This is a genomic window from Peribacillus sp. B65 (assembly GCF_058513295.1).
The window spans coordinates 213,937-236,389 of the sequence record NZ_CP195840.1 but is presented as its reverse complement, the minus strand read 5'-3'; the positions used below and the strand labels follow the sequence as shown (position 1 = coordinate 236,389).

Sequence of the window (22,453 nt, the reverse complement as noted above, 5' to 3'; positions counted from 1 at the left end):
TTTTACAGGCCGTTGAATTGTGTAAGTTCTTCTTTGATTTGAGAGAGGATTTTTTCACTTTGTTTAACTAGTGATGCAGGGAAATCCTCTCCTTCTCCATATTCAACTCCGTGTGGATAATAGTGTTTTCCTAATAGAGGGACCATAAGTTTAATGACGGCCCTGTGAGAGCCTACATCGCCCTCTGTAGCATAGCCAAGTATTCTCAGGTAAAACGTGCCTTCTTTTAATTCGAACTTACGATCGTAACTGACTCTTTCGTAATCCCATTGTTCTGCACGTATTAAACCATATTGCGGCATTAGGTCATCTAATCGGTTTAAGTCGGCTGTGATGTTTTCGATTCCAAAGCTTTCAAATTTCACGAGTAGTACCTCCTATGTTTACTATTGGGAATTAAAATGACATACCGGGAAAATATTATGTACATGAATATATTAAAAATCTCCAAGTATGTTTATAATATACCATTTTATCCTATATTTTATAATAGTACGAAATGGTGGAAGTTGCAATGAACTCAACCATGGTATTTCAATCATTCACAAAAGTTCCATTTTTAAAATAAATTTAATGAAGGGGCAGTCTATCGTAAATTAGAAAATTATGATTGAACAGTGATATAATCAGGAAAGAAAGGTTTTTTGCATTGGATACATAAATTAGATAGAGAGAGGGAGTGTTCCTCTGCGCAATTTAGGTAAGGTGTTGGTGTTGATCGTTATTTTTTTCGTAATCGGTATTTATCTTAATATCGGCGATGAAGATGAAGGGAACCCTCTTATTGATGGTAACAAAGGTGTTAACCCCAATGGACATATAAATGAAAAAAGCCCTTCCTCTGAAAAGGAAGGGGTTACTAAAGTGACAGAAGGTCTGGCAGTAACAATCGGGAAAAATGCAAAAGAGATAGAAAAGGAATACGGTAAGCCAGATCGAATTGATATGTCCGCATATGGATATGAATGGTGGGTATATAAAAAGAATTATAATAATTATTTTCAATTAGCCGTTGAAAATGGAAAAGTGGTATCTGCTTATGGGATCGGTGATGAGGTCAATGTCGCTCCTTTTAAAATTGGACAATCGATTGATGCCATCTATTCCAGCTTATATGTGGAACCTACTGTTGATATTGAAGTGGGTGACAGTTCCTATCGTTTCGAATTGTCGGAGGAAGACATGAACATGAGACCGTTGATTGATTTAGGGAATATCAATGTTCAGCTTTATTTGGATAAATTCACAGGGACTGTTTCAAGCATCCGATTTTTGAATGATTCGGCCCTATTGAAACAACAGCCGTATGAGTTGACCTATCATGGTGAGCTTGTGACAATTAAGGATCTTTCTGAGGAAGACATGGCGAAAGTGGAAGATGGCAATGAGCAGCAAATATTCGATATTACGAATATAATGCGCAGCCGGTTTGATTTGGAGCCTTTAGAATGGGATGCTCCAACAGCAAGGGTTGCCTACCTTCATAGCCGTGAAATGACGGACACACCTGAAGGAACCCATGTTTCTGAAACAAATGGGGATTTGGAAAAGCGTCTCGATGCAGGTCATGTAAAATACAGGGCAGCAGGTGAAAATATAGCGGCTAATTATGTGGACGCAGCTGCAGTCATGGAAGGCTGGCTAAATAGCAAAGGTCATCGGGATGCGATGCTGAACGAGGAATTTACAGGTCTGGGCGTCGGGGTATATAAAAAGTATTACACTCAGAATTTCATAAAGAGATAAAAAAAACGGATCCGTTTGGGTCCGTTTTCTTGTTCTGGAAATAGCGCAAAGTTCCCCATCCATCCTCGCGCTGGACCTTCCCCTCTATGATAAGTTTGCCTACGTCAATTTGCATTTGCACGCAAACGGCAATGGAAGGTATTACGTAACGAACTTGGATATCCGCAGTAACGGAAGGTTGCCACCATGCCTTCATGAGTCTTGTTCAATCAAGAGGTGTGTCAGGCATGGCCATCGTGAGTGTCGTCCCCTGTTCGCTTACATCCTTATTTAATTGCAGCGGGATTGAAAAATAAGAGCGGTTCCCTTGCTCTACTTTGGCTTTTAACCCTGAAACAATTCCCGATGAATCAGATAACTCTATTTCATCAGCAGCTTCAGCCAGGTTCTGGATGTCATTGATTAAGTCACATTCACGCGCATGAAAATACATCCTTTTTTGCTTTGGAACATCCAATTGGATTTAAAATGGAATGTGATGCACTTTTTATTTACCTTTAGCATATGGTGCAATAGGCGATGTCTAAGTGTGAGGTGAGAGTAATGGCAAAAAGAAAACGGCCCTCCGTGGATCGATTTCGGGAGTTTGTAAAGGAGCATCCTCATTTAGTGAATGAAGTGAGAAGCAAACAAGCAACATGGCAGGAACTTTTTGAAGAGTGGTATTTACTCGGGGATGATCATCCACGCTGGCAGGCTGAAGGCAGTGTGGGTGAGACCAAAGTGTATACAGAATCCCCATCACCGCCGGACGAAAAGGGGGACCAAAGCACTGAGTTGATCGGTTCGTTAATGAGTGCAGTTAAAAATATGGATATGGGGCAGATTCAACAATATATTACGAATGCCAATCAGGCCATCGGTGCAATCCAAGGAGTGCTATCTGCTTTCCAAGGGAATAAATCAGGTGATACAAGTCCTCCCCCAAAAGAAAAAGAGCAGAGAGCTAACCCTTTTTTATTCACAAAAGATTAAGGAGGGTTTTTCATGCGTCAGAATATATATGAATTCATCCAAACAAACGAAGATATGCGAAATTACTTGAGGGTTCAGCCTGGATGGTACAGAAGGTTAATGCGTAATCCCCATGAAGTGGATGTGTTTGAAACCGAGGCGAAATATTATTTTGAAAAGTCGATTCCGCATCGGGTCTCTAAATTTTCGGAAAGCGTTCAGGTCGCCTCCATGATGCTTCATATGTTTCAAGCGATGAATGTTTCAGGTGAATGAAGAAAAAAAGAGTAAATTACTCCTTTTGGCGAACAATAAAGGCAAAAGGGGGACGATGGAATGAGAAAGTTGATATTGGCTCTAACAGTGTTGATGGCAGCGTCGGGTTGTGGGAAGAAAATACCGGAACCTGAGAATTCAGGAGTAGCCATACAAAGTGTTTCTACACTTAAAGCTGCCACCACTGTATCGGGCATCCGAAATTCAGATGAGGACTTTCGGGTAAAAACTTTTGTAAAAGGCAACTCTGTCTATGTAGAGTGCTACTTGAAAAACTATGGTTTTTCTGAATCAAATCCAGAACAGTTGGCAACTGTGTCCGTATTTATTGATAATCAAAAGAAAGTCGATATGAAAACGGCAGCATTTATCTTAAAGGAAGTCCCGAATGGCAAGCATAAAATCAAGCTGGAGATTTTGAATGGTTCAGGTGAAAAAACAGGGCTGCAAAAAGAGATTGAGGTACATATCACTTCCTCGATTTAATCAAACCATTAGCATCTAACAGGGAGAAATGGTAAAATGGTTGTGGAGGTGAGCTTGTTAATGCTTGCTACTATGGAAATCATCGACATTTTACAACAGGCTGATGGATTAGCTGAAATGATCCTTCAATCTGAAATAGGGGAAGAATACCTCCTTAGTTTATATAAATTACAAAGCGACAAAGAGGCTCAGCGGAAAATTTCCAAGTTTACTTCGCTAAAGGATCTATTTGAAGATGTTCAAAGGTTCGGTAAATATCATCCGGATTATAAACGCATCAATTTAGAAACCAGGCAAGCTAAACGAGACATGGATATGCATCCTGCCGTTGCTGAGTTTAAGCGGGCTGAGACCGAATTGCAATCCGTTCTTGATGAAATAAGCGGAAGGATTGGCCGAGCTGTTTCTGAACAGGTCAAAACTCCAGCGGGGAATCCATTTTTTGTTTCATCCGGTGGATGTTCAACGGGAAGCTGCGGAACCGGCGGAAGCTGCGGATGCTCTGCTTAAGGTAATGGCCATATTGTGAACAATAGGCCGGTATATTGAATGCAGCCATCGAAATTCGAAATTACTACGGAGTTCGGTGGCTGTGTCATGTAAGGAACCTTCGTCGAGACATTGTTCAATGAACCGATGAATGTATAAAGATTTTCTTGTTATTTATATTCCGGATACGTGACAAAGGGATTAACTGCGATATAAAATACAATCCGGACATAGGTTGCCGCAGCAAAACATCTTTTGCTGCGGCACATAAAAACGGTGCCGGAATACATATAAATGTTCTTCCTGCCGTACGAAAATGGTTTCACAATGAAGCTGCTTGCCACGCATTGAAAGGCTTGCGGCTTTTTTTATTAAAAAAGAAAGCTTACTATTATTATTTTGAGCCGGATGATAATGGATATATAAAAATGGTATACCTGTGAACTTTTTTATCGAAGCTTGGGTAATTTCTTCATTATCTAATAGATGATCAATAAATTGATGCCAAATTTGGTTTAAATCCATCGTTTGTTAGGCTCCCTTCACAGTGTTTATATTCATAATAGTGAGAGAATTTCGTTTATAATCTTTTTTCTTGGTTGAAAGTAAAGATTCTGCTATGCTACACTTAGTTAAAACCTTTATAAAAGGGAGTTATTGATATGCTTGGAGCGAGACAGGGAATCATCGTCTATTTACATACATTAAAACAAGCCAAAATGCTTAGGAAATTTGGAAATATCCATTATGTTTCAAAAAAGTTGAAATATGTGGTGCTTTATACGAATATGGATGAAGTGGAGCCACTAGTGGAAAAGCTGAATAATTATTCGTTCGTTAAAAAAGTGGACCTTTCTTACAAGCCTTTTTTGAAGGTGGAGTTCGAAAACTCCAAACCGGATAAAGCGAAAGAATATGATTATAAAATGGGAATTTAAAAAAAGCTGACTCATGCGGAGTCAGCCTTTTTCATTTCAGGGCATCAACATTTCTCAACCTAATGGGGGCAGATATCTATTCATTCGCAAAATGCCGATTAAGTGTTGGTAGTACAACTCGATTTCTGCAAAGAGCACCGAAGGTTTCACGTCGATTTCAATAATCGGTCTATCCAGTTCCTCCGCCAAGCTCTCAAAAAGCTCATAGCGTTTGTTTTTGGTGGCATGAGGGTTCGGTATACCTTCGCGGCAAATGTAAAGCGGCTGGAATTTCCCGGGATCTGTTGGGTGCATGACGATTACCAATGACGTTACCTTTTTATCATTTATAGTAGTATGCATGGCCAAAAGCCTTGCAACTCGATGTTTCTGATTGCGTCCTACTTCCAGCAACTCATATATATCGGAATATCCTTGTCCAATTTCAATAAAACGTTGAATCAATTAAACCTCTCCTAACTAACTTATTATTCATTACTTTATCATTATCCCTCATAAAAGAGAAGGACAACTTCATTGATGAAGCATGACAAAGACACTTAGATATCAGAGATTTAACAAAAAAAAGCCCTGCAAAAATATGCAGGGTCCTTCTATGTCTAACTAAGGACCAGAAGGCAAAGGGAGAGGAGAAACCGGAGGAAGAGCTTATGGGGAAACGTAAGCCTTCTCCGCGGTTGGCAACAACACCTAAAAAGGAATGTTGTTATTCACATTATTGCCAAAAACCACATTATTATTCAAAATGTCAAAGATTTATAAAAAGAATCCATGGTCCGAAATGATACTTTGATTTTCATCTTGGAAATGAAGCCAAATGGGTTTAAATATTGGCTAGCTTTTTCTAATATGTTAGGATAGGAAAGTAACAGAAATTTGTCATAAAATGTGGTGAGGATTATGAGGGTCGTTTCCGGAATTTGCAAAGGAAGACCACTTAAGGCTGTACCGGGTACAGGAACCCGGCCGACTACTGATAAAGTCAAGGAATCCATTTTCAATATGATTGGTCCTTATTTCGAAGGAGGGCTGGTCCTCGACTTGTTTGCCGGGAGCGGTGGACTGGGAATTGAAGCGTTAAGCAGAGGCATGGATAAAGCCATATTTGTCGACCGGGATTTTAAAGCAAATCAAACGGTTAAGGCCAATTTGGAACTATGCAAGTTTTCAGACCGTGCAGAAGTTTATAAAAATGATTCAGAGCGTGCACTGAAGGCTTTGGTGAAAAGGGAAATGACTTTTGAATTGATTTTTCTTGATCCACCTTATAAGAAACAAAAGCTAGTCGAGATTCTTGAAGAAATACATAAATACCGATTGCTGAACGATATGGGATACATTGTTTGTGAGCATGGCCATGATGTTACATTGCCAGAAAAAGTTGGTGACTTTACCGTTAAGAGAAAAGAAGTTTATGGCGTCATTGCCGTTACGATTTATCAATGGGGAAATGTACACGAACAGGGGGAACTATGAATGTCCAAAATAGCGATTTGTCCGGGGAGTTTTGATCCAATAACATTTGGTCATCTTGATATCATTCAAAGGGGAGCGAATGTTTTTGATGAGGTATATGTGGTCATCGTGAACAATTCAGCGAAAAATTCACTTTTTACAGTGGAGGAGAGACTGGAATTGATTACTGAGGCGACTGCCCATATGCCGAATGTTAAAGTGGATTTCTATCAGGGATTGACGGTCGACTATGCTGAAAGCGTTTCCGCGAATGCCATTATCAGGGGATTGAGGGCGACTTCCGACTTTGAATATGAAATGCAGGGAACTTCGATGAACCGATTCCTAAACAATAAAATAGAGTCATTCTTTATCATGACGAAAAATCAATATTCTTTCTTGAGTTCAAGTATCGTGAAAGAGGTAGCGAAGTATGGCGGAGATATCTCCGAACTAGTGCCAAACGTCGTCCAGAAAGCCCTGGCCAAAAAGTACGAGGAACTGAAAGGATAGAAAAAAGAGCATTGCCTACGCGCAATGCTCTTTTTTTCGGTTTAAGAAAGGCCTTTGAATAGCCTTTTGGTAAATATGATGATGTATAGGATCAAGAACAAGAGTGTTAAAATGGGGCCGAAATCAAGCATGTTCTGATATAGGGAATTCACGTGTTCACCGGATCCGCTGACTGGGAATGCGTTTAACGGGCTGCCGCTGTACATATTGCCTTTATAGAATGGCTCCCAAAGCAAGATGGTAATAATGGATGCCAAAAGGCCATGTGCTATCCTAGCAAGAAAAAAGGGAGTGAAACGAATGTCTGTTGCGGCTATGATGCTGGCAACCTGCGCTTGAATGCTGAAACCGTTGAAAGCTAAGATGAAACTAGTCATCACAGTTTGCTGAAAGAGTGTCGCATCTTCGACCGTACTGGTTAATTTTGAACCAAGAGTCATTTCAAACATGCCTGATATGAAGGGGAGGCTTAAGGAATCCGGGAAATTAAAAATATGTAAAATTCCTCCGACCCACGATGCTAGCAATCCGGTAATGTTCATGTGAAATAAAAGCTTGTTCACCACCGAAAAGAGAATGATGAATCCCCCGATCATTAATAGGGTTTGGATGGATGAGAGTACCGCATCTCCAAGTAAACTGCCAAATGGTCTTGTTTCTTTTATTCTGGTTCGATGCATTTGGCTAAAAGCTTGTCTTATGGAGGGGAGCTTGGTCATTACTTTAGTATGCGATTTTTCTTCTTTCCAACGGTAAAAACGCATGATGATGCCTACACAAAAATTTCCTAGGTAGTGGGAAAGTGCAAGGATGATCCCTAAATGAGGATTGTGGAAAAACCCTACGGCAACGGCAACGAACAAGAACAATGGATTAGATGAATTAGTAAAACAAACGAGTCTTTCGGCTTCAATGCGGGTCAATTGTTCTTCCTGACGAAGCCTCACGGTGTATTTCGCTCCAGCTGGAAATCCTGATGCAAGTCCCATCGCCCAAACGAAACCGCCAACTCCTGGTACACGGAATAAGGGACGCATAAATGGTTCTAGCATGACACCAATGAACCTGACAACCCCAAAACTGATTAATAACTCCGAGAAAATCAAGAAAGGTAGAAGCGAAGGAAACACAATTGTCCACCAAATATTGAGTCCGCCTTTGGAAGCTTCAAAGGATTCTTGGGGGAAGATGATCAAGCCAACTGCCATCATCGTGACGGAGGTAGCTAACAGTACTGTTTTAGATTTTGATTTTAGCAAAATTCAGCCTCCTCTTGAAGGTTACTAAATAAGGGCAGTTCGTTTCGTATATAATAAAATATGAACTTCCTTTTCTCGAAAAGTAAGCGCATGATGAAATGTGGATTGTTCCGACATGTATAAATGAGGATGTTCCTCACAATGGAATTTCAATGAAACCCTGCACTTTATTGGCTGGCATAGTTTATATCTGCCATGCTTGTTTCACTGTCAATATAAATAATATGCTTCTATAAATCCGTTTAAGACCATAACTTTGAATGAGTGTTATTTCAATATTTTGAACTAGTTATAGCGGGAGGGATATCTTTGTCGAAACCAAAAGTCGGGCTTGCACTTGGGTCAGGAGGAGCTAGGGGGTTTGCACATATTGGCGTGATAAAGGTATTACAGCAAGAAGGCATTCCGATAGATATGATTGCTGGAAGCAGCATGGGAGCTATGGTTGCAGCCTTTTATGGAGCGGGTTCGGATATCGAGAGGCTGTATAAGTTGTCCCGTGCATTTAAGCGAAAGTATTATTTAGACTTCACCATACCTAAAATGGGCTTCATTTCGGGTAAACGGACAAAGGATTTAATCAGGGTATTTACATATGGCAAGAAATTTGAAGAACTTGATATTCCTGTGGCGGTCGTCGCCACTGATATAAAAACTGGGGAAAAAGTCATTTTTCAGGAAGGCCCAATCGCACCGGCTGTAAGGGCAAGCATTTCCATTCCCGGCATTTTCATTCCCGAAAAAATCGGAAACAGACTGCTTGTAGATGGCGGCGTTGTTGACAGGGTTCCTGTTTCAGTCGTGAAGGATATGGGAGCAGACATCATAATTGGTGTGGATGTAGCCCACGTGAAACAGGATATGGAGATAAACTCCATCTATGATGTCATCATGCAAAGCCTCGATATCCTGCAAATGGAACTTGTTAAAAGCAGGGAGTTTGCTTCAGACGTCATGATACGCCCCAGGGTTGAGAAATACAGCTCTAAATCATTTACAAACGTTCAGGAAATAATTAGTATTGGAGAAGAAGCTGCAAGAGGTAAGATAGATCAAATTAAGCAGTGTATTGTTACTTGGAAGGAGTCCTTTGAAGATGAGCCGTAAAATATATGTACGCACTTTCCTGGTGGTGGCTATACTTCTCATAGCATCAGCCCTTTATTCCCTACCTTTTTATGTATCAAAACCAGGAATGGCTAAAGAATTGGAGCCAATCATTGAGGTATCCGGAGGAGATGAAGCAAAAGGAAGCTTTATGTTAACCACTGTAAGGATGGGCCGGGCGAATATATATTCCTACATGCTGGCGAAATGGAGCAAATATCAGGAGCTTTATCCGGAAACCTCCATTCGAAGCGAAGATGAAACAGATGAAGAATATAATATCAGGCAGCTGCACTTAATGGATGGTTCTAAAAATAATGCCATTCAGATCGCATATGAAAAAGCAGGGAAAGAAGTCGATTACGAGTACCTGGGTGTATATGTTTTGGACGTGCTAAAAGGAATGCCGGCAGCTAAAGAACTGAAAGCGGGCGATCAAATCATACAGGTCGATGACGTTAAATTCAAGTCTGCACAGGAATTCATGGACTACATTAACGGAAAAAAGGCTGGAGATGAAGTGAAAATAGTGTATAAGCGGGAAGAGACGGAGAAAACGGCCGTTCTTTCATTGCAGCCTTTTAAAAATGACCCAAATAGGGTCGGAATAGGCATTTCGCTGGATGACAATCGAAAAGTGATCACGAAACCGGCGATTGCCATAGATTCAGAACAAATAGGCGGTCCTTCGGCTGGTTTAATGTTTTCATTGGAGATTTATAATCAATTAACAAAAGGCGATCTTACAAGTGGCTATGACATAGCGGGTACGGGAACGATGTCTGATGATGGGACAGTCGGTCCAATTGGCGGAATTCAACAGAAAATAGTTGCAGCCGATAAATCTGGAGCGGAAATATTCTTTGCCCCAAATGAAAACGGAGCAGCAGGTTCGAATTATGAAGATGCACTCATTGCAGCAAAGGATATCGACACGGATATGAAGATCGTACCGGTTGACAACTTTGATGATGCAATAGCCTATTTAACGAAGCTGAAAGGAAAGGAAAAATGAAAAAAAGCGCAGGCAGTCAACTACTGTTTGCGCTTTTTTTTACTATTAAGGATGGAAGGGCCAAGCTTAAACCTTTCTTCATTTGAAAATGATGGGGGATTCATATTCCCGTTTCATCAAGGCAGCCTGATACGGTTCGGACAAGCCAAGTGCATACACCTGTGCCGCTCGCAAGTCCGTATCGATGTCCTGCTTCTGATAGGACGAAAGTTTAGAGATGAGCGGGAGGGGTAAGCCTTTTTTTACATTGCGAAGGTATTCTTGTCCCCGGCCATTCATGCCAAGAAGTCTGAAATAGGCTGGTTGTTCATTGTGAATCATCTGTTCTTTTAATGTATGGGTCAGTATGTGGACGCACATCCGCTGTAGTCGTGTCCATGTGTAGCGTTTTGTCTTCAGATCTGCCATGAATCCAGAAAAGCTCGAAGATTGTTTGGCCATCTCCTTTATTCGGTGTTCTATGCCTTCCTCGATTTCGTATATCCCTGCCAATTCGATTAAAGAGGAAGAAAGGATTCGGTATTTCAAAAGGGGCCAATACATTTCCCAGTCATGCAAGGCTTGGTAGCGCGTTAAATATTGCTCAAGACCATTCATTGTCGGCTGAGGAATATAACTGGAAACAGGATTTAATTCCCTGTGTTCATGAATGGCTTTACGTATCCCCGTTGCGCTGGCAATAGGGTCTTTGGACAACTTTGTTTCATGGTATCCGGCAGCGACCCTTTGAATCGTATAAGGGCGGATGGAGTAGCCATTTGATAGGGCAGCACTTACATATTCCTTTCCAAGAATATTATTTGGCTTCGTCAAATCCAATGCCGCCTCATCATTGATGATCGAACGATAAGCCTGGGCAGCACTGGCCGGATAACTATTACCGACATCCATAGCCGATTTAATTGCAGCATCGAATGCATCGGAATTATCCGAAAGAATTCTGTGTGCGGTGATGAATGGTTCAATTCGGCCATCCTCGCTTCCGAAGCAAAAGGAGTCACAGCCAAGGGATTCCAAAAGGGAAATAGATCCTTTTGCAAATATCTCCGCCTTCTGTGTCGCGAAAGCATAGGGAAGTTCAATGACAAGATCTATGCCGCCATTCAAGGCCATTTCGGCACGGGTCCACTTGCTGACGATAGCGGGCTCGCCGCGCTGTAAAAAGGGCCCGCTCATGACAGCCACCACTACATCTGCCCCTGTTTTTTCTCTACTTTCTCTTGCATGTAAAACATGTCCATTATGAAAAGGGTTATATTCGACTACTAAACCGCAAGCTTTCATTTGATCACCTCAGAGAAAAACTTTGTATTTTATCAACTTAGTGCTAAAATAGTATTTCAAGTAAAATAACTATAAGTATTCGTCCGGATTTTTTTGTTTGTAATGATTCTTAAACCTAGACAATCAGTTAGGATGACTACATTATAGTGTAAAGAAAAAATATTGACAAACTTATAATTGAAAGCTATAATTATTTTTGTTGCCTTGAGGTGATTTCAATTGAAATGGACGATTAGTCAACTTCAAAAAATTCGGGACAAAGATTTACGGTTTGATGAACTGGTGGATGTCTTGGACATTAGAGAAAGAGACCCGCAAATTCGCGATGTTTCTCCGATCAGAGTAGCAGGAAGAGCTGATATCAGCTCGACCGAGATTACTTTTCACTTGCATCTTTCAGGTGAATTAACATTACCTTGCTCCCGTACACTGGTAGACGTTAAATATCCGATTGATATTGATACAAAGGAAACCTTTCTTTTAAAGGCAGATGGCGCCGATTTCTACGGAGACGATGTCACTGTTGTGGAAGGTGACGTTGTAGACTTAATACCGGTAATTAAAGAAAATTTATTGCTAGAAATTCCGATGCAGGTTTTTTGTGAGGATGTCGATTCGAATGAAGCTGCTCCTCAATCCGGAAAAGACTGGGCTGTTATTTCTGAAGAGGAAAATGAGCATAAGGTTGATCCGAGATTTGCAAAGCTTGCCGACTTTTTTGACAACAATAAAGAATCTTGATTGGAACGAAAAATCGTTAATCCGATTTTTCCAGCTTTTTTATATTTTTTAAGGAGGTGGGAATAATGGCTGTACCTTTTAGAAGAACGTCGAAAACTGTAAAAAGAAAACGTCGTACACACTTCAAGCTTCAAGTACCTGGTATGGTAGAATGCCCGAGCTGTGGTGGAATGACTCTTTCACATCACGTTTGTAAAGAATGTGGAACATATAAAGGAAAAGAAGTTGTCGCAAAATAATTTCTTGACCTACTTGAGAGCTTTGCTTTCTTGATGCAACACGCTAATCAAAGCGCAGGGATTTTTCTCTGTGCTTTTTTTACAAATATATTTGGCAGAATATTTTGAATCATCTATGTTTGCCGATGGTTTCGGAGATGGTGTTTACGTGGATCAAGTAATTAATGTTGAAAAGGATGAACGCGGTTTCATGAAGCTCCTGTTTAATAGACCGGAGAAAAGGAACGCCGTGAATTATCAATTGATGGACGAACTCGAGTCGATATTGTCAGAAGCTGCATGCGATGATGAAGTTAAGTTGCTGGTCCTGACAGGGGCGGGCTCCGAGGCATTCTGTTCAGGCGGGGATCTAAGGGAATTTCAGGATTTGCGTACAGAAGAAGAGGCCTTTGCTATGTTATCGAAAATGGGTGAAATTCTGTATAAACTAGCAGTTTTCCCAAAACCAACAATAGCGCTCATCAATGGAAGTGCTTTAGGCGGTGGATGCGAAATTGCGACAGCTTGTGATTTCAGATTAGCAAAGAGGGAAGTTAAGCTGGGGTTTGTACAAGGTACTCTGGGAATAACGACAGGCTGGGGCGGAGCTTCACTTTTACTTGAAAAAATATCAGGGCAAAAAGCGCTAAAGCTATTATTGGATGCGAAAATACATAAAGCCGAGGAAGCAAAGGAATTGGGTTTCGTAGATGAGATAGTCGGAGAAGGTGCGGATGGATGGGAAAGGTTCGCAGAAGATTTTCTTCGCCATGAGACAGGGGTATTGATGGCCTATAAGCGATTGCTGGTCCATAAATGGCAGGGTAGCGGGCTTAGAGGAAGAATGGATGCGGAAATCCGGGAATGTTCTAAACTGTGGGCGAGTGATGAGCATCACGCTGCAGTCGATCGTTTTTTAAATAAGAAAAAATAAATATTACACGCTCTATATATCTTCTATCTTCCCTAGCATGTGCATATTATGAATTAAAACTTGCTAAGGAGGTAGAGAGATGACGATTGCGAGACAAGATGCATGGACTCATGATGAGGATCTGTTGTTGGCTGAAGTGGTGCTAAGGCATATACGAGAAGGCAGTACACAATTAAAGGCGTTTGAAGAAGTGGGGAAACAGCTATCGAGAACATCTGCTGCTTGTGGGTTCCGTTGGAACTCATTTGTAAGGAAGCAATATAAATCAGGGATAGAGCTGGCGAAAAAACAAAGGAAAGAACAGGTGGTCAATAATCCTGAAATGGAAAGGGATTCGGTTGCGGCGGTGGAAAATGTCACGATTGAAGAAAAGCCCCCCCGGCATGAAGATAAAGAATCTATCACCCTTCAGGAAGTTATATTATATTTAACCAAAATGGATGAATTCTTTCAGGTTGATAATAAGGAAAAAGAACGGATTTCTGAGCGGTCCCTATTTCTTGAACAGGAAAATGTCCGATTGCTGGAAGAGAATGCTTTGCTTCAAGAAAACCTGAAAGCTGTTGAGGAAGATTATCGTGCGTTAATGCAGATCATGGAGCGTGCAAGAAAGCTTAGTGTACAAGAGGACGAAAAGACGAATCCGAAGGTAAGTTTCCAAATGGATAAGAATGGTAATTTGGAAAGGGTCAATAAATGAAAAATGCGGGTGGGAAAATCCGCCCGCATTTTTCTTGGTATTCCTATTCCTGCGTATCTATTTCTTTTTTATCTTGTATGTCAAATGGGCTCCAAATCAGCGGGTTTTCTCCAAGGTCCCTGTCCAAATCATAGGAAACAGCAGAAAAGCCCATCTTTTTCCAAAAGTCTTGTGAATGAACTCTTGGGTTGGTTTTGATAGGCATGTTCAGGCTTTTGGCGAATTCAACCAAAGCTCTTCCATAACCTTTTTTCTGATAGTTAGGCAGGACTTCAAGTTTCCAGAGAACAAGGAAGTCCCTAGAATTGTCAAAGTACCGGTCAAATTTAGCGCTTCTTTTATACAGGCTCATGCGGGCTACAAGTTTGTCGCCATAAAAGATTCCGTAAAAAGGTGATTGGCTGTCATTTTCAATGATGTTAGCCTCTAAATCATCGAGCATGGACAGTTCCTGTATCCCGTATTCTTTGAATTTTTTGAATTCCTCAAGCGTTTTAAAATTTACAAGTAATCGTTCAACCTTGTATTCCATAAAAAAGCTCCCCCTTAATTCTGATAAACCTCTTCCGATAGTACCCTTTGAAAGTCATCCCACTGACCTTTACCATGTGGAATTCCAGCTTAGGTTATATCTAGTATGACATCATCGATTTATCCTAGCTGATTAAATGCTTATAGCCTTTTATCCCCCGCCCTTTTCCCTTCAAAATTCGTGGGTAGAGATTGGAGTTATCTTTTGTTCCTATAAAGTCTTCAAAATGGCTAAGCTTTTCGTATCTAATATACCATTAAATTAACGCTTAAAGAAGAGAATATATCTTCAATGGCTTATTAATAATTCTTTCCATTGATATTTTATGGCGAGCCTTGTTGATGGCGGGTAAACTCCATGCAATCAGGTTGACGGCGTTTCCAAAGTTGTTGATATGAAATTGAGGATAAAAAAGATAATGTGATAAAATAGTTAATATATTTCAAAAAGTAAGGAAGGGTATTATGAGAATTGGAATCATTGGGGGAGGGGCCATCGGGCTGCTGTTTGCGTCTCATTTAAGTGAGAAACATAGTGTGACTCTCTATACTCATACTGCGGATCAGGCGTCCATCATCCAACGTGATGGAATCCGCCTTATTGCGGGTGGTGAAAGCCGGCTGCTGACAAGCATCATTTCTATGGGGCTGGATGAAGGGATATCGGATGTGGATTTTCTTATATTGGCCGTCAAGCAATATCACCTGCCGCAAATATTGCCTAGAATCAAAGGTATTCAGGTTCCATTGCTATTCTTGCAGAATGGCTATGGGCATATTTCTTATTTAAAGCAGCTTCAATCCCCGAGCATATATGTAGGGGTAGTGGAGCATGGGGCATTGAAACATGACGGGAATACCGTCGAGCATACAGGGCTCGGCATAACAAGGATCGCTTCCTTTAAAGGGGAACTTGAGCAACTATCGTTAGTGGATGAAAGGATCGATCATTTTCCTTTTACGAAGAGTGAGGATTTTCACTCGATGCTGATGGATAAGCTTGTCGTCAATGCAGTGATAAATCCATTAACAGCGATACTTGGCGTGGAAAATGGAGGTTTGATCACCAATCCTTTTTATTACCAATTGTTTCAAGACCTTTTTGAAGAAGTCTCCGGTATTTTGGAAGTTCAAAATAAGGATGATTCATTCGGAAATGTGAGGTCCGTTTGTATGGCAACAGCTGGAAATCGATCATCGATGCTAAAAGATTTAGAAAATGGCCGTCAAACGGAAATTGATGCCATTTTGGGTCATATCCTCTCGGAGGCAAAGAGCAAAGGAAAAAGTTATTGCCTGACGTCTTCTCTATATAAGATGGTCAAAGGAAAAGAGTCTCAGGGGGGATGAGGATGTGCCGTACGTAGTTTCAAACCTTGCCGCGATATTTATTACCTTGCCTTTCGCAGGGTATATACTTTTTTTTATTAGTGCAAAACAATTCACTGGGAACCATAGGCGCTCCGTTCAATTTGCAATGGACATGAGTACGCTGCTGTTCGTACTATCCGTCCATTATTTGATCATTACGATTTGGGATAAGCAAATTCTTTGGGTGATCATGCTCATCATGATCGTTAACGCATTCTTGGTGGTCCTTGTCCATTACAAGGTAAAAGAAGAAATCATTTTCCATAAGGTATTAAAGGGTTTTTGGAGAGTGAACTTCGCCTTCTTTTTTGTGGCTTACCTTCTATTATTTTCCATTGGTATAATAACAAGTATTACGAAGATATTGACTACATAACATAGAACATCGCATCAATTTTCTGCTGCTGGGCAACTTCTTTTGTTTTCTTAAACCGGAATGTTATACTCTAAAAAGAATTGTAGTTGCAGAGAAAGGGAGAACAGAAATGGAGATGAAAGATCTCGCGTTACCATCTTTAAACCGTTTTGCATCGGACTATTTACAAAACCGTCTTGAAACGGAGGATTATTTTCACTATGACTTAGCAAAGCCTGACATTTATCACAATAGATATAGTGAATTGATGAACCGCTCTTTTTCACGTGATGAATTGTCGGATTACATACAACAATACATGTCTCGTCTTTCATTCAGTGAGGCAGTTAATGGGAATATTGAAAGGTTGCGCAGGGATGATTCCGTGGTTGTGATTGGAGGACAGCAGGCTGGGTTATTATCAGGGCCGCTGTATACCATTCATAAAGTGATTTCGATCATTAAGCTTGCTGAAGAACAGGAAAAAGAATTGGGGCAGCCAGTCATTCCAGTTTTTTGGATAGCTGGAGAAGATCATGATTTAGCTGAAGTCAATCATGTTTATGTCATGAAAAATGGTAAACCTGATAAAAAAACCTATCCTTCCTATCAACCGTATAAAACAATGGTTTCTGACGTAGAGCTGGAAACGGAAAAGGCAGAGAAATGGCTTGAGGAAATCATTGAAACATATGGAGAAACGGCCTTTACGAATAAACTCCTGATTGATATGAAGGAAACCATTAAGCAATCGAATACCTTCGTCGAATTCTTCGCCAGGCTGATTCATGAATGGTTCAAAGAATATGGACTTTTACTAGTCGATGCCGGAGATCCGGAATTAAGGCGAATTGAGAAGGCATATTTTGAATCGATGGTCAATGAAAGTGGACGGATTGCTGAAATGGTCGAGGAACAGCAATCATTCATGCATGCGAAAGGGTATGCAAAAATGATTGAAATGGATAAACAGGCTGCTAATTTATTTTATTATGATCCAGAAAAAAAAGATCGATGTTTACTCGAGCGTGTAGAAGGCGGTTTCAGCGGAAAAAACGGTGAGGTATCATTTACCGAGCTGGAACTCTTGCAGATAGCCAAAAACCATCCGGAACGATTAAGCAACAATGTCATTACACGCCCGCTTATGCAGGAAATGCTTTTCCCTGTATTGGCTTTCGTTTCGGGGCCAGGGGAAATAGCTTATTGGGCCGAATTGAAAAAGGTATTTGAGTTGTTTTCCATGAAGATGCCGCCAATCATTCCTAGGTTAAACATCACGCTGGTGGAGCGCAGTATCCATAGCGATCTTGAAGAAATGGAACTCAGTTTGGAAACTGTTCTGACTGAAGGAACCGCTAATGCGGTGAAAAGTTACCTTGATTCCGTAAAGGATGAGACGATTGACAATCTGTTTGGGACGCTGAAATCGCAGCTTGAAGAGAACCATGAAAAGCTATTTGTCCATGCTGTCTCTTTAGATAGAGGACTTGAGCCGATGTTGAACAAAAACATCGAATTCATCCAAAAGCAATTGAATTTCATGTATGGCAAAATCGGTGACCGTACAAAGGAAAGGCATTCGGTCATATTGAAGAAATATGAACGGATAGCAAATTCACTTTACCCTCTTGAATCACCCCAGGAGCGGATTTGGAATGTGTTTTATTACTTGAATCAATATGGGCCAGAGTTCGTTCGGGATATGATGAAACTGGAATACCGGTTCAATAATCAGCATAAATTGATTTTCATTTAGAAAATCATCCGTTTTGGGGAAAAGTGGCGGACTAATCATTTTTTTAATGGGTTGCGACTTACCAATCCTGACGGAGGGATTAAAAAGTAAAAAAAAAGACAGGTGCTAAAGCCTGTCTTTTTTTTGTTTCCTGGGCACTTGTCCGGTAGTCCTTCGACAGTAATAGAGGGTCTGCGTCTTAGTCTGAGTCCATTCGAGGGAAACGCGCGGTTCTTTGAATAATTTGCCTAAATAAACTTAAGAAGAAAAGAAGGGAATTTTTACTTGGAAGGAGAAAGTAAAAACAAGTGGAGAAAGGTGGGGGAATGTGGTACATTGAGATTAGAATGTGGGGGTAGTGGGTATGTTCATGGGAGAGTACCATCATAACATCGATATTAAGGGCCGTTTGATAGTCCCGGTGAAATTCAGGGAAAATCTCGGGGAGCAATTTGTTCTTACCCGCGGACTCGATCAATGTTTATTTGGTTATCCTATGGAAGAGTGGAAGCTGCTTGAAGAAAAGCTGAAAGCCCTGCCCTTAACAAAAAAAGATGCCCGAGCCTTTACCCGTTTTTTCTTTTCTGCAGCTACAGAATGCGAAATTGATAAACAAGGGCGAATTAATATCCCCACGCCGCTTACTTCATATGGCCAATTGGAAAAAGAATGTGTAATTCTTGGTGTTACCAATCGTATTGAGATTTGGAGCAAATCCCTTTGGGAAAACTATTTTTCAGCTTCGGAGGATTCTTTCGCTGAGATAGCAGAAAATATGATTGGCTTTGATATTTAAGGCTGCCCTCAGAAATAGAGTCACTCAATAACCGATTGGAAGGATGTCTAGCATGTTTCAACATACAACAGTGTTATTAAAAGAGACGGTTGATGGATTGAACATCAAACCTGATGGAATTTATGTGGATTGTACTTTAGGAGGAGCCGGTCACAGCGAATACTTGCTTTCACAGCTCTCTGATAAAGGCAGGCTTTATGCTTTTGATCAGGACGAAACGGCAATTCGGAATGCTAAGGAAAAATTGGAAAGCTATGGCGAACGTATTGTTCTTGTTCCTAATAATTTTAAATACTTAAAAGAAGAGTTGAATGCCCGGGGAATCGAGAAAGTGGACGGGATCCTTTATGATTTAGGCGTGTCATCCCCACAATTGGATACACCAGAGCGTGGTTTCAGCTATAACCATGATGCACCCTTGGATATGAGGATGGACCAAAGTGCTGCCATTTCTGCCTATGATGTCGTGAATACTTGGTCATTCCATGATTTACTTAGAATTTTCTTCCAATATGGAGAAGAAAAGTTTTCGAAACAAATTGCCAGGAAAATTGAAGCGGCACGTGAAATAAAACCGATTGAAACGACGTTCGAGCTTGTGGAGTTAATAAAGGATGGGATACCGGCCCCGGCAAGACGTAAAGGCGGACACCCTGCGAAACGAGTGTTCCAAGCAATAAGAATCGCTGTGAATGACGAACTTGGTGTCTTTGAAGACTCCTTGGAGCAGGCCATATCGCTTTTGGATAAAGAGGGAAGAATATCTGTCATTACATTTCATTCTCTTGAAGATAGAATTTGTAAAACGGTATTTAAAAAGGCCAGTAGCATTCCTGACCTTCCGCCTGGACTTCCAGTTATCCCGGATGAATTCAAGCCAACCATGAAAATAATTACGAGAAAACCGATTTTACCTTCGGAAGAAGAATTGGAAGGGAATAATCGTTCCCGGTCGGCCAAGCTAAGAATCGCCGAAAAGCAATAATTACAGAAAAAAACAGTAAGGGGGAACATGAATGAGTTCCATAGCCAAAAAAATACAAGAACAGCAATATGAAGACCAACAGCAGCAACAGACACATCAAACGGTGGTCATCCGTAAAGCGAAGATATCCATTGGTGAAGTTTTCTTACTATGTGCCCTTGCTATCATGGTTACCTTCATGGGAGTGAAAATAGTCTCAAATCAAGCGGCCATCTATGAAACGAATAAAGAGATCCAGCTAGTGGAAACGTCGATTGAAGAACAGGGTAAAGTGAATGATGATTTGAAAGTGCAGGTTGCTGAACTTAGTACATACGAAAGAATTTGGAAAAAAGCTGCAGCGCTAGGGTTCAAGTTAAATGAGAATAATGTGAAGGGTGTGCAGTGATAATGCAGAAACAAAAAAATATGAAGCATGGGGCAGCCGGATTATTCTTCTTATTCGGCCTGCTCTTTTTTGTATTAGTCTGCCGCTTTTTGTATATTCAGGTGACGGGAACAGCAGGCGGGGAGGTACTGGCTTCAAAAATCGACAAGAAATATGAAAAAAAACAGGTCATAGAAGCCAAAAGGGGAAGCATACTCGATACAAAGGGGGAAGTCATCGCCGAGGATACTTCCTCCTATATCTTAAGGGCTGTACTCAGTGAAAAGGAGCCCGAGCATGTCAAGGATCCGGAGATGACCGCTAGTAAGCTTGCAAAATATATCGACATGGATGAACAGGACATTTATGAAAGACTTACGAACGGGGCATACCAGGTGGAATTTGGCAGTGCCGGCAAGGACTTGACTCAGGTCGTCAAGCAGAAAATAGAAAAATTGGAACTGCCGGGAATTACATTCGGAAGAACCAATAAACGTTTCTATCCTAATGGGATTTTCGCCTCCCATCTGATTGGCTATGTAGAAAAGGATGAAGAAACGGAAGAAATGGCTGGTAAGTTCGGCATTGAAAGATACCTCAATAAAGAATTGCAGGAAACGGATGGGAAGCTGACATATGACAGTGACTCATGGGGCTTCCTTTTACCAGATAAGGAGGAAAAGGTGGTTGCCCCGGATAATGGAAATGATGTCATGCTGACCATCGATAAGAAAATACAAACGTTCTTGGAAGATTCGATGAGCAAAGTGCAGGAAAAATACGATCCCGAACAAATCATAGCGATTGTCTCCAATCCAAAAACGGGGGAGATAGTGGCGATGGGGCAAAGGCCTACCTTCCATCCGACAACGAAAGTCGGGCTTACGGATACATGGCGTAACCTGGCTATTGAAGAAACTTTCGAACCGGGTTCAACCATGAAAACATTCACCCTTGCCGCTGCTGTTGAGGAAGGGGTCTTTAATCCGAATGAAAGTTTTGTGGCAGGTACCTACAAAGCCGGATCGGGGAAAATCGGAGATCATAGCGGAATCGAAAGAGGGAAGAGCATGACCTTTCTTGAAGGGGTTCAGCGTTCCTCCAACGTAGCTTTCGCAACACTTGCAATGGATAAGATAGGAGCGGATACTTTTCGTGAGTATTTGACTAAGTTCGGATTTGATAAAAAAACGGGAATTGACCTGCCGAACGAGATAACCGGTAAAATTCAATACAAGTATAAGCTTGAAAAAGTGACTACTGCCTTTGGACAGGGTTCGACCGTTACACCGATTCAACAAATCCAAGCTGCATCCGCAATTGCCAATGACGGAAAAATGATGCGGCCATACGTAATAAAAAGCATCTCCGATCAAGATACCGGAAAAACTTTGAAAACGACAAAGCCGAAAGTGACAGGGCAACCGATTTCGGAAGAAACTGCAAAACAGGTACGTGATTATTTGGAAACGGTAATTTCCGCGAAAAAAGGAACTGGGAAAAAATATGCCATTGATGGTTATGAAGTAGCGGGAAAAACCGGTACCGCACAAATTCCAGGTCCGACAGGTAGATATTTAGAAGGGAAAAATAACTATGTATTCTCCTTTTTAGGCATGGCTCCAAAAGATGATCCACAGTTGGTCATGTATGTGGCGGTCAAGCAGCCGAAGTTAGGTGCATCTTATGTTGGGGCTGATCCATTGTCAGAGATATTTAATCCTGTCATGCAAAATAGCCTGCAATATCTAAACATCAAACCTTCTGATGTTAAAAAACAAAAAGCAAATAAAATCAAAGACTATACGAATCAAACCGAGAGTTCAGCTGTCAAAGAACTGAAGGAACTTGGCTATGATGCAAGTACGATCGGAAGTGGGCGTAAAGTACTCGATCAATCCCCAAAAGCCGGGAGTATACTCTTACAGGGTGAAAAGATAATACTTCGGACTGAAGGAGAAATGAATGTTCCTGACATGAAGGGATGGTCCCTGCGCGATGTTATGAAATTGGCTAAGGTTGCAAAACTGGATCTGAAAACTGAAGGTACTGGATATGTGAGTAAACAAAGTCTTGAGGCCGGGAAAAAAGTAAAGGAAGGAGAAACCATCAATATTGAATTATCCCAGCCTGAAGGGGCTGGTGTAGATATACCGACTAAAGAGAAAACAGAGTGAAGATAAAGAGGGGATCCC

29 protein-coding genes are annotated in these 22,453 nt (G+C 41.0%); 21 read left to right on the top strand and 8 right to left on the bottom strand.

From position 1 onward, the window contains the following. Nucleotides 1–2: 2 nt before the first annotated feature. A complete protein-coding gene (locus tag ACSR9O_RS01165) occupies nt 3–365 on the bottom strand; it encodes a YugN family protein (protein ID WP_101224559.1) in 363 nt (120 codons plus the stop codon). Between the two features lie 346 nt (nt 366–711). Here ACSR9O_RS01165 and ACSR9O_RS01160 point away from each other — a divergent pair, with 346 nt between their 5' ends. Beyond that, nucleotides 712–1,746 (top strand): CAP domain-containing protein, encoded by a 1,035-nt coding sequence (locus ACSR9O_RS01160; RefSeq protein WP_230177573.1) that lies wholly within the window; start codon nt 712–714, stop codon nt 1,744–1,746. On the opposite strand, the gene ACSR9O_RS01155 is transcribed toward ACSR9O_RS01160, so the two are convergent. Together ACSR9O_RS01155 and ACSR9O_RS01150 are read right to left on the bottom strand one after the other, a co-directional pair. Further along, nucleotides 1,733–1,942, bottom strand: coding sequence for a hypothetical protein (locus ACSR9O_RS01155; protein ID WP_491723803.1), 210 nt, complete (start codon nt 1,940–1,942; stop codon nt 1,733–1,735). The genes ACSR9O_RS01160 and ACSR9O_RS01155 overlap by 14 nt on opposite strands. 9 nt (nt 1,943–1,951) lie before the next feature. Continuing rightward, nucleotides 1,952–2,203, bottom strand: coding sequence for a hypothetical protein (locus ACSR9O_RS01150; RefSeq protein WP_491723802.1), 252 nt, complete (start codon nt 2,201–2,203; stop codon nt 1,952–1,954). Between the two features lie 86 nt (nt 2,204–2,289). Here ACSR9O_RS01150 and ACSR9O_RS01145 point away from each other — a divergent pair, with 86 nt between their 5' ends. Genes ACSR9O_RS01145 through ACSR9O_RS01130 form a run of 4 tightly spaced genes read left to right on the top strand, consistent with a single transcriptional unit; the run spans nt 2,290 to nt 3,972 of the window. Continuing rightward, nucleotides 2,290–2,721, top strand: a complete 432-nt coding sequence (locus ACSR9O_RS01145) for a YlbD family protein (RefSeq protein WP_491723801.1) — start codon at nt 2,290–2,292, stop codon at nt 2,719–2,721. Between the two features lie 12 nt (nt 2,722–2,733). Further along, on the top strand, nt 2,734–2,976 hold the full coding sequence (locus tag ACSR9O_RS01140; protein ID WP_101224562.1) for a YlbE-like family protein: 243 nt from the start codon (nt 2,734–2,736) through the stop codon (nt 2,974–2,976). Nucleotides 2,977–3,036: 60 nt separating this feature from the next. Next, entirely contained in the window at nt 3,037–3,462 is a 426-nt protein-coding gene (locus ACSR9O_RS01135) for a hypothetical protein (RefSeq protein ID WP_101224563.1), read from the top strand. A gap of 60 nt (nt 3,463–3,522) precedes the next feature. Next, nucleotides 3,523–3,972, top strand: coding sequence for a YlbF/YmcA family competence regulator (locus ACSR9O_RS01130; RefSeq protein ID WP_491725432.1), 450 nt, complete (start codon nt 3,523–3,525; stop codon nt 3,970–3,972). Nucleotides 3,973–4,152: 180 nt separating this feature from the next. Here ACSR9O_RS01130 and ACSR9O_RS01125 read toward each other — a convergent pair whose 3' ends face one another. Further along, nucleotides 4,153–4,476, bottom strand: coding sequence for a hypothetical protein (locus ACSR9O_RS01125; protein ID WP_101224564.1), 324 nt, complete (start codon nt 4,474–4,476; stop codon nt 4,153–4,155). Nucleotides 4,477–4,613: 137 nt separating this feature from the next. Between ACSR9O_RS01125 and ACSR9O_RS01120 the strand changes: the two genes are divergently transcribed. Beyond that, on the top strand, nt 4,614–4,889 hold the full coding sequence (locus ACSR9O_RS01120) for a YlbG family protein (RefSeq protein ID WP_048684554.1): 276 nt from the start codon (nt 4,614–4,616) through the stop codon (nt 4,887–4,889). 54 nt (nt 4,890–4,943) lie between these two features. Here ACSR9O_RS01120 and ACSR9O_RS01115 read toward each other — a convergent pair whose 3' ends face one another. After that, nucleotides 4,944–5,333, bottom strand: a complete 390-nt coding sequence (locus ACSR9O_RS01115) for a DUF7147 family protein (RefSeq protein ID WP_230177567.1) — start codon at nt 5,331–5,333, stop codon at nt 4,944–4,946. A 456-nt stretch (nt 5,334–5,789) separates the two neighbouring features. On the opposite strand from ACSR9O_RS01115, the gene rsmD reads away from it, so the two are divergent. Both rsmD and coaD read left to right on the top strand, forming a co-directional pair. After that, the gene (rsmD, locus tag ACSR9O_RS01110) at nt 5,790–6,365 is read left to right on the top strand and encodes a 16S rRNA (guanine(966)-N(2))-methyltransferase RsmD (protein WP_034313946.1); all 576 of its coding nucleotides are present in this window, start codon (nt 5,790–5,792) and stop codon (nt 6,363–6,365) included. Next, nucleotides 6,366–6,857: a pantetheine-phosphate adenylyltransferase gene (gene coaD / locus ACSR9O_RS01105; protein WP_098865200.1), complete on the top strand. Its 492-nt coding sequence runs from the start codon at nt 6,366–6,368 to the stop codon at nt 6,855–6,857. 41 nt (nt 6,858–6,898) lie between these two features. On the opposite strand, the gene ylbJ is transcribed toward coaD, so the two are convergent. Continuing rightward, nucleotides 6,899–8,116 carry a sporulation integral membrane protein YlbJ gene (gene ylbJ, locus ACSR9O_RS01100; protein WP_101224566.1) on the bottom strand — a complete coding sequence of 406 codons (1,218 nt, stop codon included), beginning with the start codon at nt 8,114–8,116 and terminating at the stop codon, nt 6,899–6,901. Between the two features lie 309 nt (nt 8,117–8,425). Here ylbJ and ACSR9O_RS01095 point away from each other — a divergent pair, with 309 nt between their 5' ends. Both ACSR9O_RS01095 and ACSR9O_RS01090 read left to right on the top strand, forming a co-directional pair. After that, nucleotides 8,426–9,223, top strand: a complete 798-nt coding sequence (locus tag ACSR9O_RS01095) for a patatin-like phospholipase family protein (protein ID WP_101224567.1) — start codon at nt 8,426–8,428, stop codon at nt 9,221–9,223. Continuing rightward, on the top strand, nt 9,213–10,238 hold the full coding sequence (locus ACSR9O_RS01090) for a SepM family pheromone-processing serine protease (RefSeq protein WP_230177563.1): 1,026 nt from the start codon (nt 9,213–9,215) through the stop codon (nt 10,236–10,238). The genes ACSR9O_RS01095 and ACSR9O_RS01090 overlap by 11 nt, the downstream gene beginning before the upstream one ends. A 78-nt stretch (nt 10,239–10,316) precedes the next feature. Here ACSR9O_RS01090 and ACSR9O_RS01085 read toward each other — a convergent pair whose 3' ends face one another. Then, a complete protein-coding gene (locus ACSR9O_RS01085; protein ID WP_491723800.1) occupies nt 10,317–11,522 on the bottom strand; it encodes a nucleotidyltransferase in 1,206 nt (401 codons plus the stop codon). Nucleotides 11,523–11,741: 219 nt separating this feature from the next. Between ACSR9O_RS01085 and ACSR9O_RS01080 the strand changes: the two genes are divergently transcribed. The 4 genes from ACSR9O_RS01080 (at nt 11,742) to ACSR9O_RS01065 (ending at nt 14,115) form a co-directional block, all read left to right on the top strand. Beyond that, nucleotides 11,742–12,263, top strand: a complete 522-nt coding sequence (locus tag ACSR9O_RS01080; protein WP_098371093.1) for a YceD family protein — start codon at nt 11,742–11,744, stop codon at nt 12,261–12,263. Between the two features lie 65 nt (nt 12,264–12,328). Further along, the gene (gene rpmF / locus ACSR9O_RS01075) at nt 12,329–12,502 is read left to right on the top strand and encodes a 50S ribosomal protein L32 (protein ID WP_034313929.1); all 174 of its coding nucleotides are present in this window, start codon (nt 12,329–12,331) and stop codon (nt 12,500–12,502) included. A 91-nt stretch (nt 12,503–12,593) separates the two neighbouring features. Continuing rightward, entirely contained in the window at nt 12,594–13,415 is an 822-nt protein-coding gene (locus ACSR9O_RS01070) for an enoyl-CoA hydratase/isomerase family protein (RefSeq protein ID WP_260357035.1), read from the top strand. 79 nt (nt 13,416–13,494) lie between these two features. After that, the gene (locus ACSR9O_RS01065) at nt 13,495–14,115 is read left to right on the top strand and encodes an RsfA family transcriptional regulator (protein WP_230177558.1); all 621 of its coding nucleotides are present in this window, start codon (nt 13,495–13,497) and stop codon (nt 14,113–14,115) included. Between the two features lie 43 nt (nt 14,116–14,158). Here the strand turns inward: ACSR9O_RS01065 and ACSR9O_RS01060 are convergent, their stop codons facing one another. Next, nucleotides 14,159–14,647 carry an N-acetyltransferase gene (locus ACSR9O_RS01060; protein WP_101224571.1) on the bottom strand — a complete coding sequence of 163 codons (489 nt, stop codon included), beginning with the start codon at nt 14,645–14,647 and terminating at the stop codon, nt 14,159–14,161. Nucleotides 14,648–15,111: 464 nt separating this feature from the next. On the opposite strand from ACSR9O_RS01060, the gene ACSR9O_RS01055 reads away from it, so the two are divergent. From ACSR9O_RS01055 to ACSR9O_RS01025, 7 genes are all read left to right on the top strand, one after another. Beyond that, nucleotides 15,112–15,996 (top strand): 2-dehydropantoate 2-reductase, encoded by an 885-nt coding sequence (locus tag ACSR9O_RS01055; protein ID WP_491723799.1) that lies wholly within the window; start codon nt 15,112–15,114, stop codon nt 15,994–15,996. 4 nt (nt 15,997–16,000) lie between these two features. Next, complete coding sequence (locus ACSR9O_RS01050) at nt 16,001–16,393, top strand: DUF3397 domain-containing protein (protein WP_101224573.1); 393 nt, start codon at nt 16,001–16,003, stop codon at nt 16,391–16,393. 109 nt (nt 16,394–16,502) lie between these two features. Continuing rightward, nucleotides 16,503–18,131, top strand: a complete 1,629-nt coding sequence (bshC, locus tag ACSR9O_RS01045) for a bacillithiol biosynthesis cysteine-adding enzyme BshC (RefSeq protein WP_230177556.1) — start codon at nt 16,503–16,505, stop codon at nt 18,129–18,131. A gap of 343 nt (nt 18,132–18,474) precedes the next feature. Beyond that, the gene (gene mraZ, locus ACSR9O_RS01040) at nt 18,475–18,906 is read left to right on the top strand and encodes a division/cell wall cluster transcriptional repressor MraZ (protein WP_034313914.1); all 432 of its coding nucleotides are present in this window, start codon (nt 18,475–18,477) and stop codon (nt 18,904–18,906) included. A 52-nt stretch (nt 18,907–18,958) separates the two neighbouring features. After that, on the top strand, nt 18,959–19,891 hold the full coding sequence (rsmH, locus tag ACSR9O_RS01035) for a 16S rRNA (cytosine(1402)-N(4))-methyltransferase RsmH (RefSeq protein ID WP_101224575.1): 933 nt from the start codon (nt 18,959–18,961) through the stop codon (nt 19,889–19,891). 31 nt (nt 19,892–19,922) lie between these two features. Further along, entirely contained in the window at nt 19,923–20,279 is a 357-nt protein-coding gene (gene ftsL / locus ACSR9O_RS01030; protein ID WP_101224576.1) for a cell division protein FtsL, read from the top strand. 2 nt (nt 20,280–20,281) lie between these two features. After that, nucleotides 20,282–22,435, top strand: coding sequence for a penicillin-binding protein (locus ACSR9O_RS01025; protein WP_491723798.1), 2,154 nt, complete (start codon nt 20,282–20,284; stop codon nt 22,433–22,435). Nucleotides 22,436–22,453: the final 18 nt, after the last annotated feature.

What these genes read in the sequence shown, in the direction of transcription:
- rsmH (WP_101224575.1), top strand. Translation starts at nt 18,959, where the DNA reads ATGTTTCAACATACAACAGTGTTATTAAAAGAGACGGTTGATGGATTG.
- bshC (WP_230177556.1), top strand. Translation starts at nt 16,503, where the DNA reads ATGGAGATGAAAGATCTCGCGTTACCATCTTTAAACCGTTTTGCATCG.
- ftsL (WP_101224576.1), top strand. Translation starts at nt 19,923, where the DNA reads ATGAGTTCCATAGCCAAAAAAATACAAGAACAGCAATATGAAGACCAA.
- ACSR9O_RS01140 (WP_101224562.1), top strand. Translation starts at nt 2,734, where the DNA reads ATGCGTCAGAATATATATGAATTCATCCAAACAAACGAAGATATGCGA.
- ACSR9O_RS01055 (WP_491723799.1), top strand. Translation starts at nt 15,112, where the DNA reads ATGAGAATTGGAATCATTGGGGGAGGGGCCATCGGGCTGCTGTTTGCG.
- ACSR9O_RS01025 (WP_491723798.1), top strand. Translation starts at nt 20,282, where the DNA reads ATGCAGAAACAAAAAAATATGAAGCATGGGGCAGCCGGATTATTCTTC.
- ACSR9O_RS01060 (WP_101224571.1), bottom strand. Translation starts at nt 14,647, where the DNA reads ATGGAATACAAGGTTGAACGATTACTTGTAAATTTTAAAACGCTTGAG.
- ACSR9O_RS01125 (WP_101224564.1), bottom strand. Translation starts at nt 4,476, where the DNA reads ATGGATTTAAACCAAATTTGGCATCAATTTATTGATCATCTATTAGAT.
- ACSR9O_RS01145 (WP_491723801.1), top strand. Translation starts at nt 2,290, where the DNA reads ATGGCAAAAAGAAAACGGCCCTCCGTGGATCGATTTCGGGAGTTTGTA.
- mraZ (WP_034313914.1), top strand. Translation starts at nt 18,475, where the DNA reads ATGTTCATGGGAGAGTACCATCATAACATCGATATTAAGGGCCGTTTG.
- coaD (WP_098865200.1), top strand. Translation starts at nt 6,366, where the DNA reads ATGTCCAAAATAGCGATTTGTCCGGGGAGTTTTGATCCAATAACATTT.
- ACSR9O_RS01090 (WP_230177563.1), top strand. Translation starts at nt 9,213, where the DNA reads ATGAGCCGTAAAATATATGTACGCACTTTCCTGGTGGTGGCTATACTT.
- ACSR9O_RS01085 (WP_491723800.1), bottom strand. Translation starts at nt 11,522, where the DNA reads ATGAAAGCTTGCGGTTTAGTAGTCGAATATAACCCTTTTCATAATGGA.
- rsmD (WP_034313946.1), top strand. Translation starts at nt 5,790, where the DNA reads ATGAGGGTCGTTTCCGGAATTTGCAAAGGAAGACCACTTAAGGCTGTA.
- ACSR9O_RS01130 (WP_491725432.1), top strand. Translation starts at nt 3,523, where the DNA reads ATGCTTGCTACTATGGAAATCATCGACATTTTACAACAGGCTGATGGA.
- ACSR9O_RS01120 (WP_048684554.1), top strand. Translation starts at nt 4,614, where the DNA reads ATGCTTGGAGCGAGACAGGGAATCATCGTCTATTTACATACATTAAAA.
- ACSR9O_RS01065 (WP_230177558.1), top strand. Translation starts at nt 13,495, where the DNA reads ATGACGATTGCGAGACAAGATGCATGGACTCATGATGAGGATCTGTTG.
- rpmF (WP_034313929.1), top strand. Translation starts at nt 12,329, where the DNA reads ATGGCTGTACCTTTTAGAAGAACGTCGAAAACTGTAAAAAGAAAACGT.
- ACSR9O_RS01155 (WP_491723803.1), bottom strand. Translation starts at nt 1,942, where the DNA reads ATGAAGGCATGGTGGCAACCTTCCGTTACTGCGGATATCCAAGTTCGT.
- ACSR9O_RS01135 (WP_101224563.1), top strand. Translation starts at nt 3,037, where the DNA reads ATGAGAAAGTTGATATTGGCTCTAACAGTGTTGATGGCAGCGTCGGGT.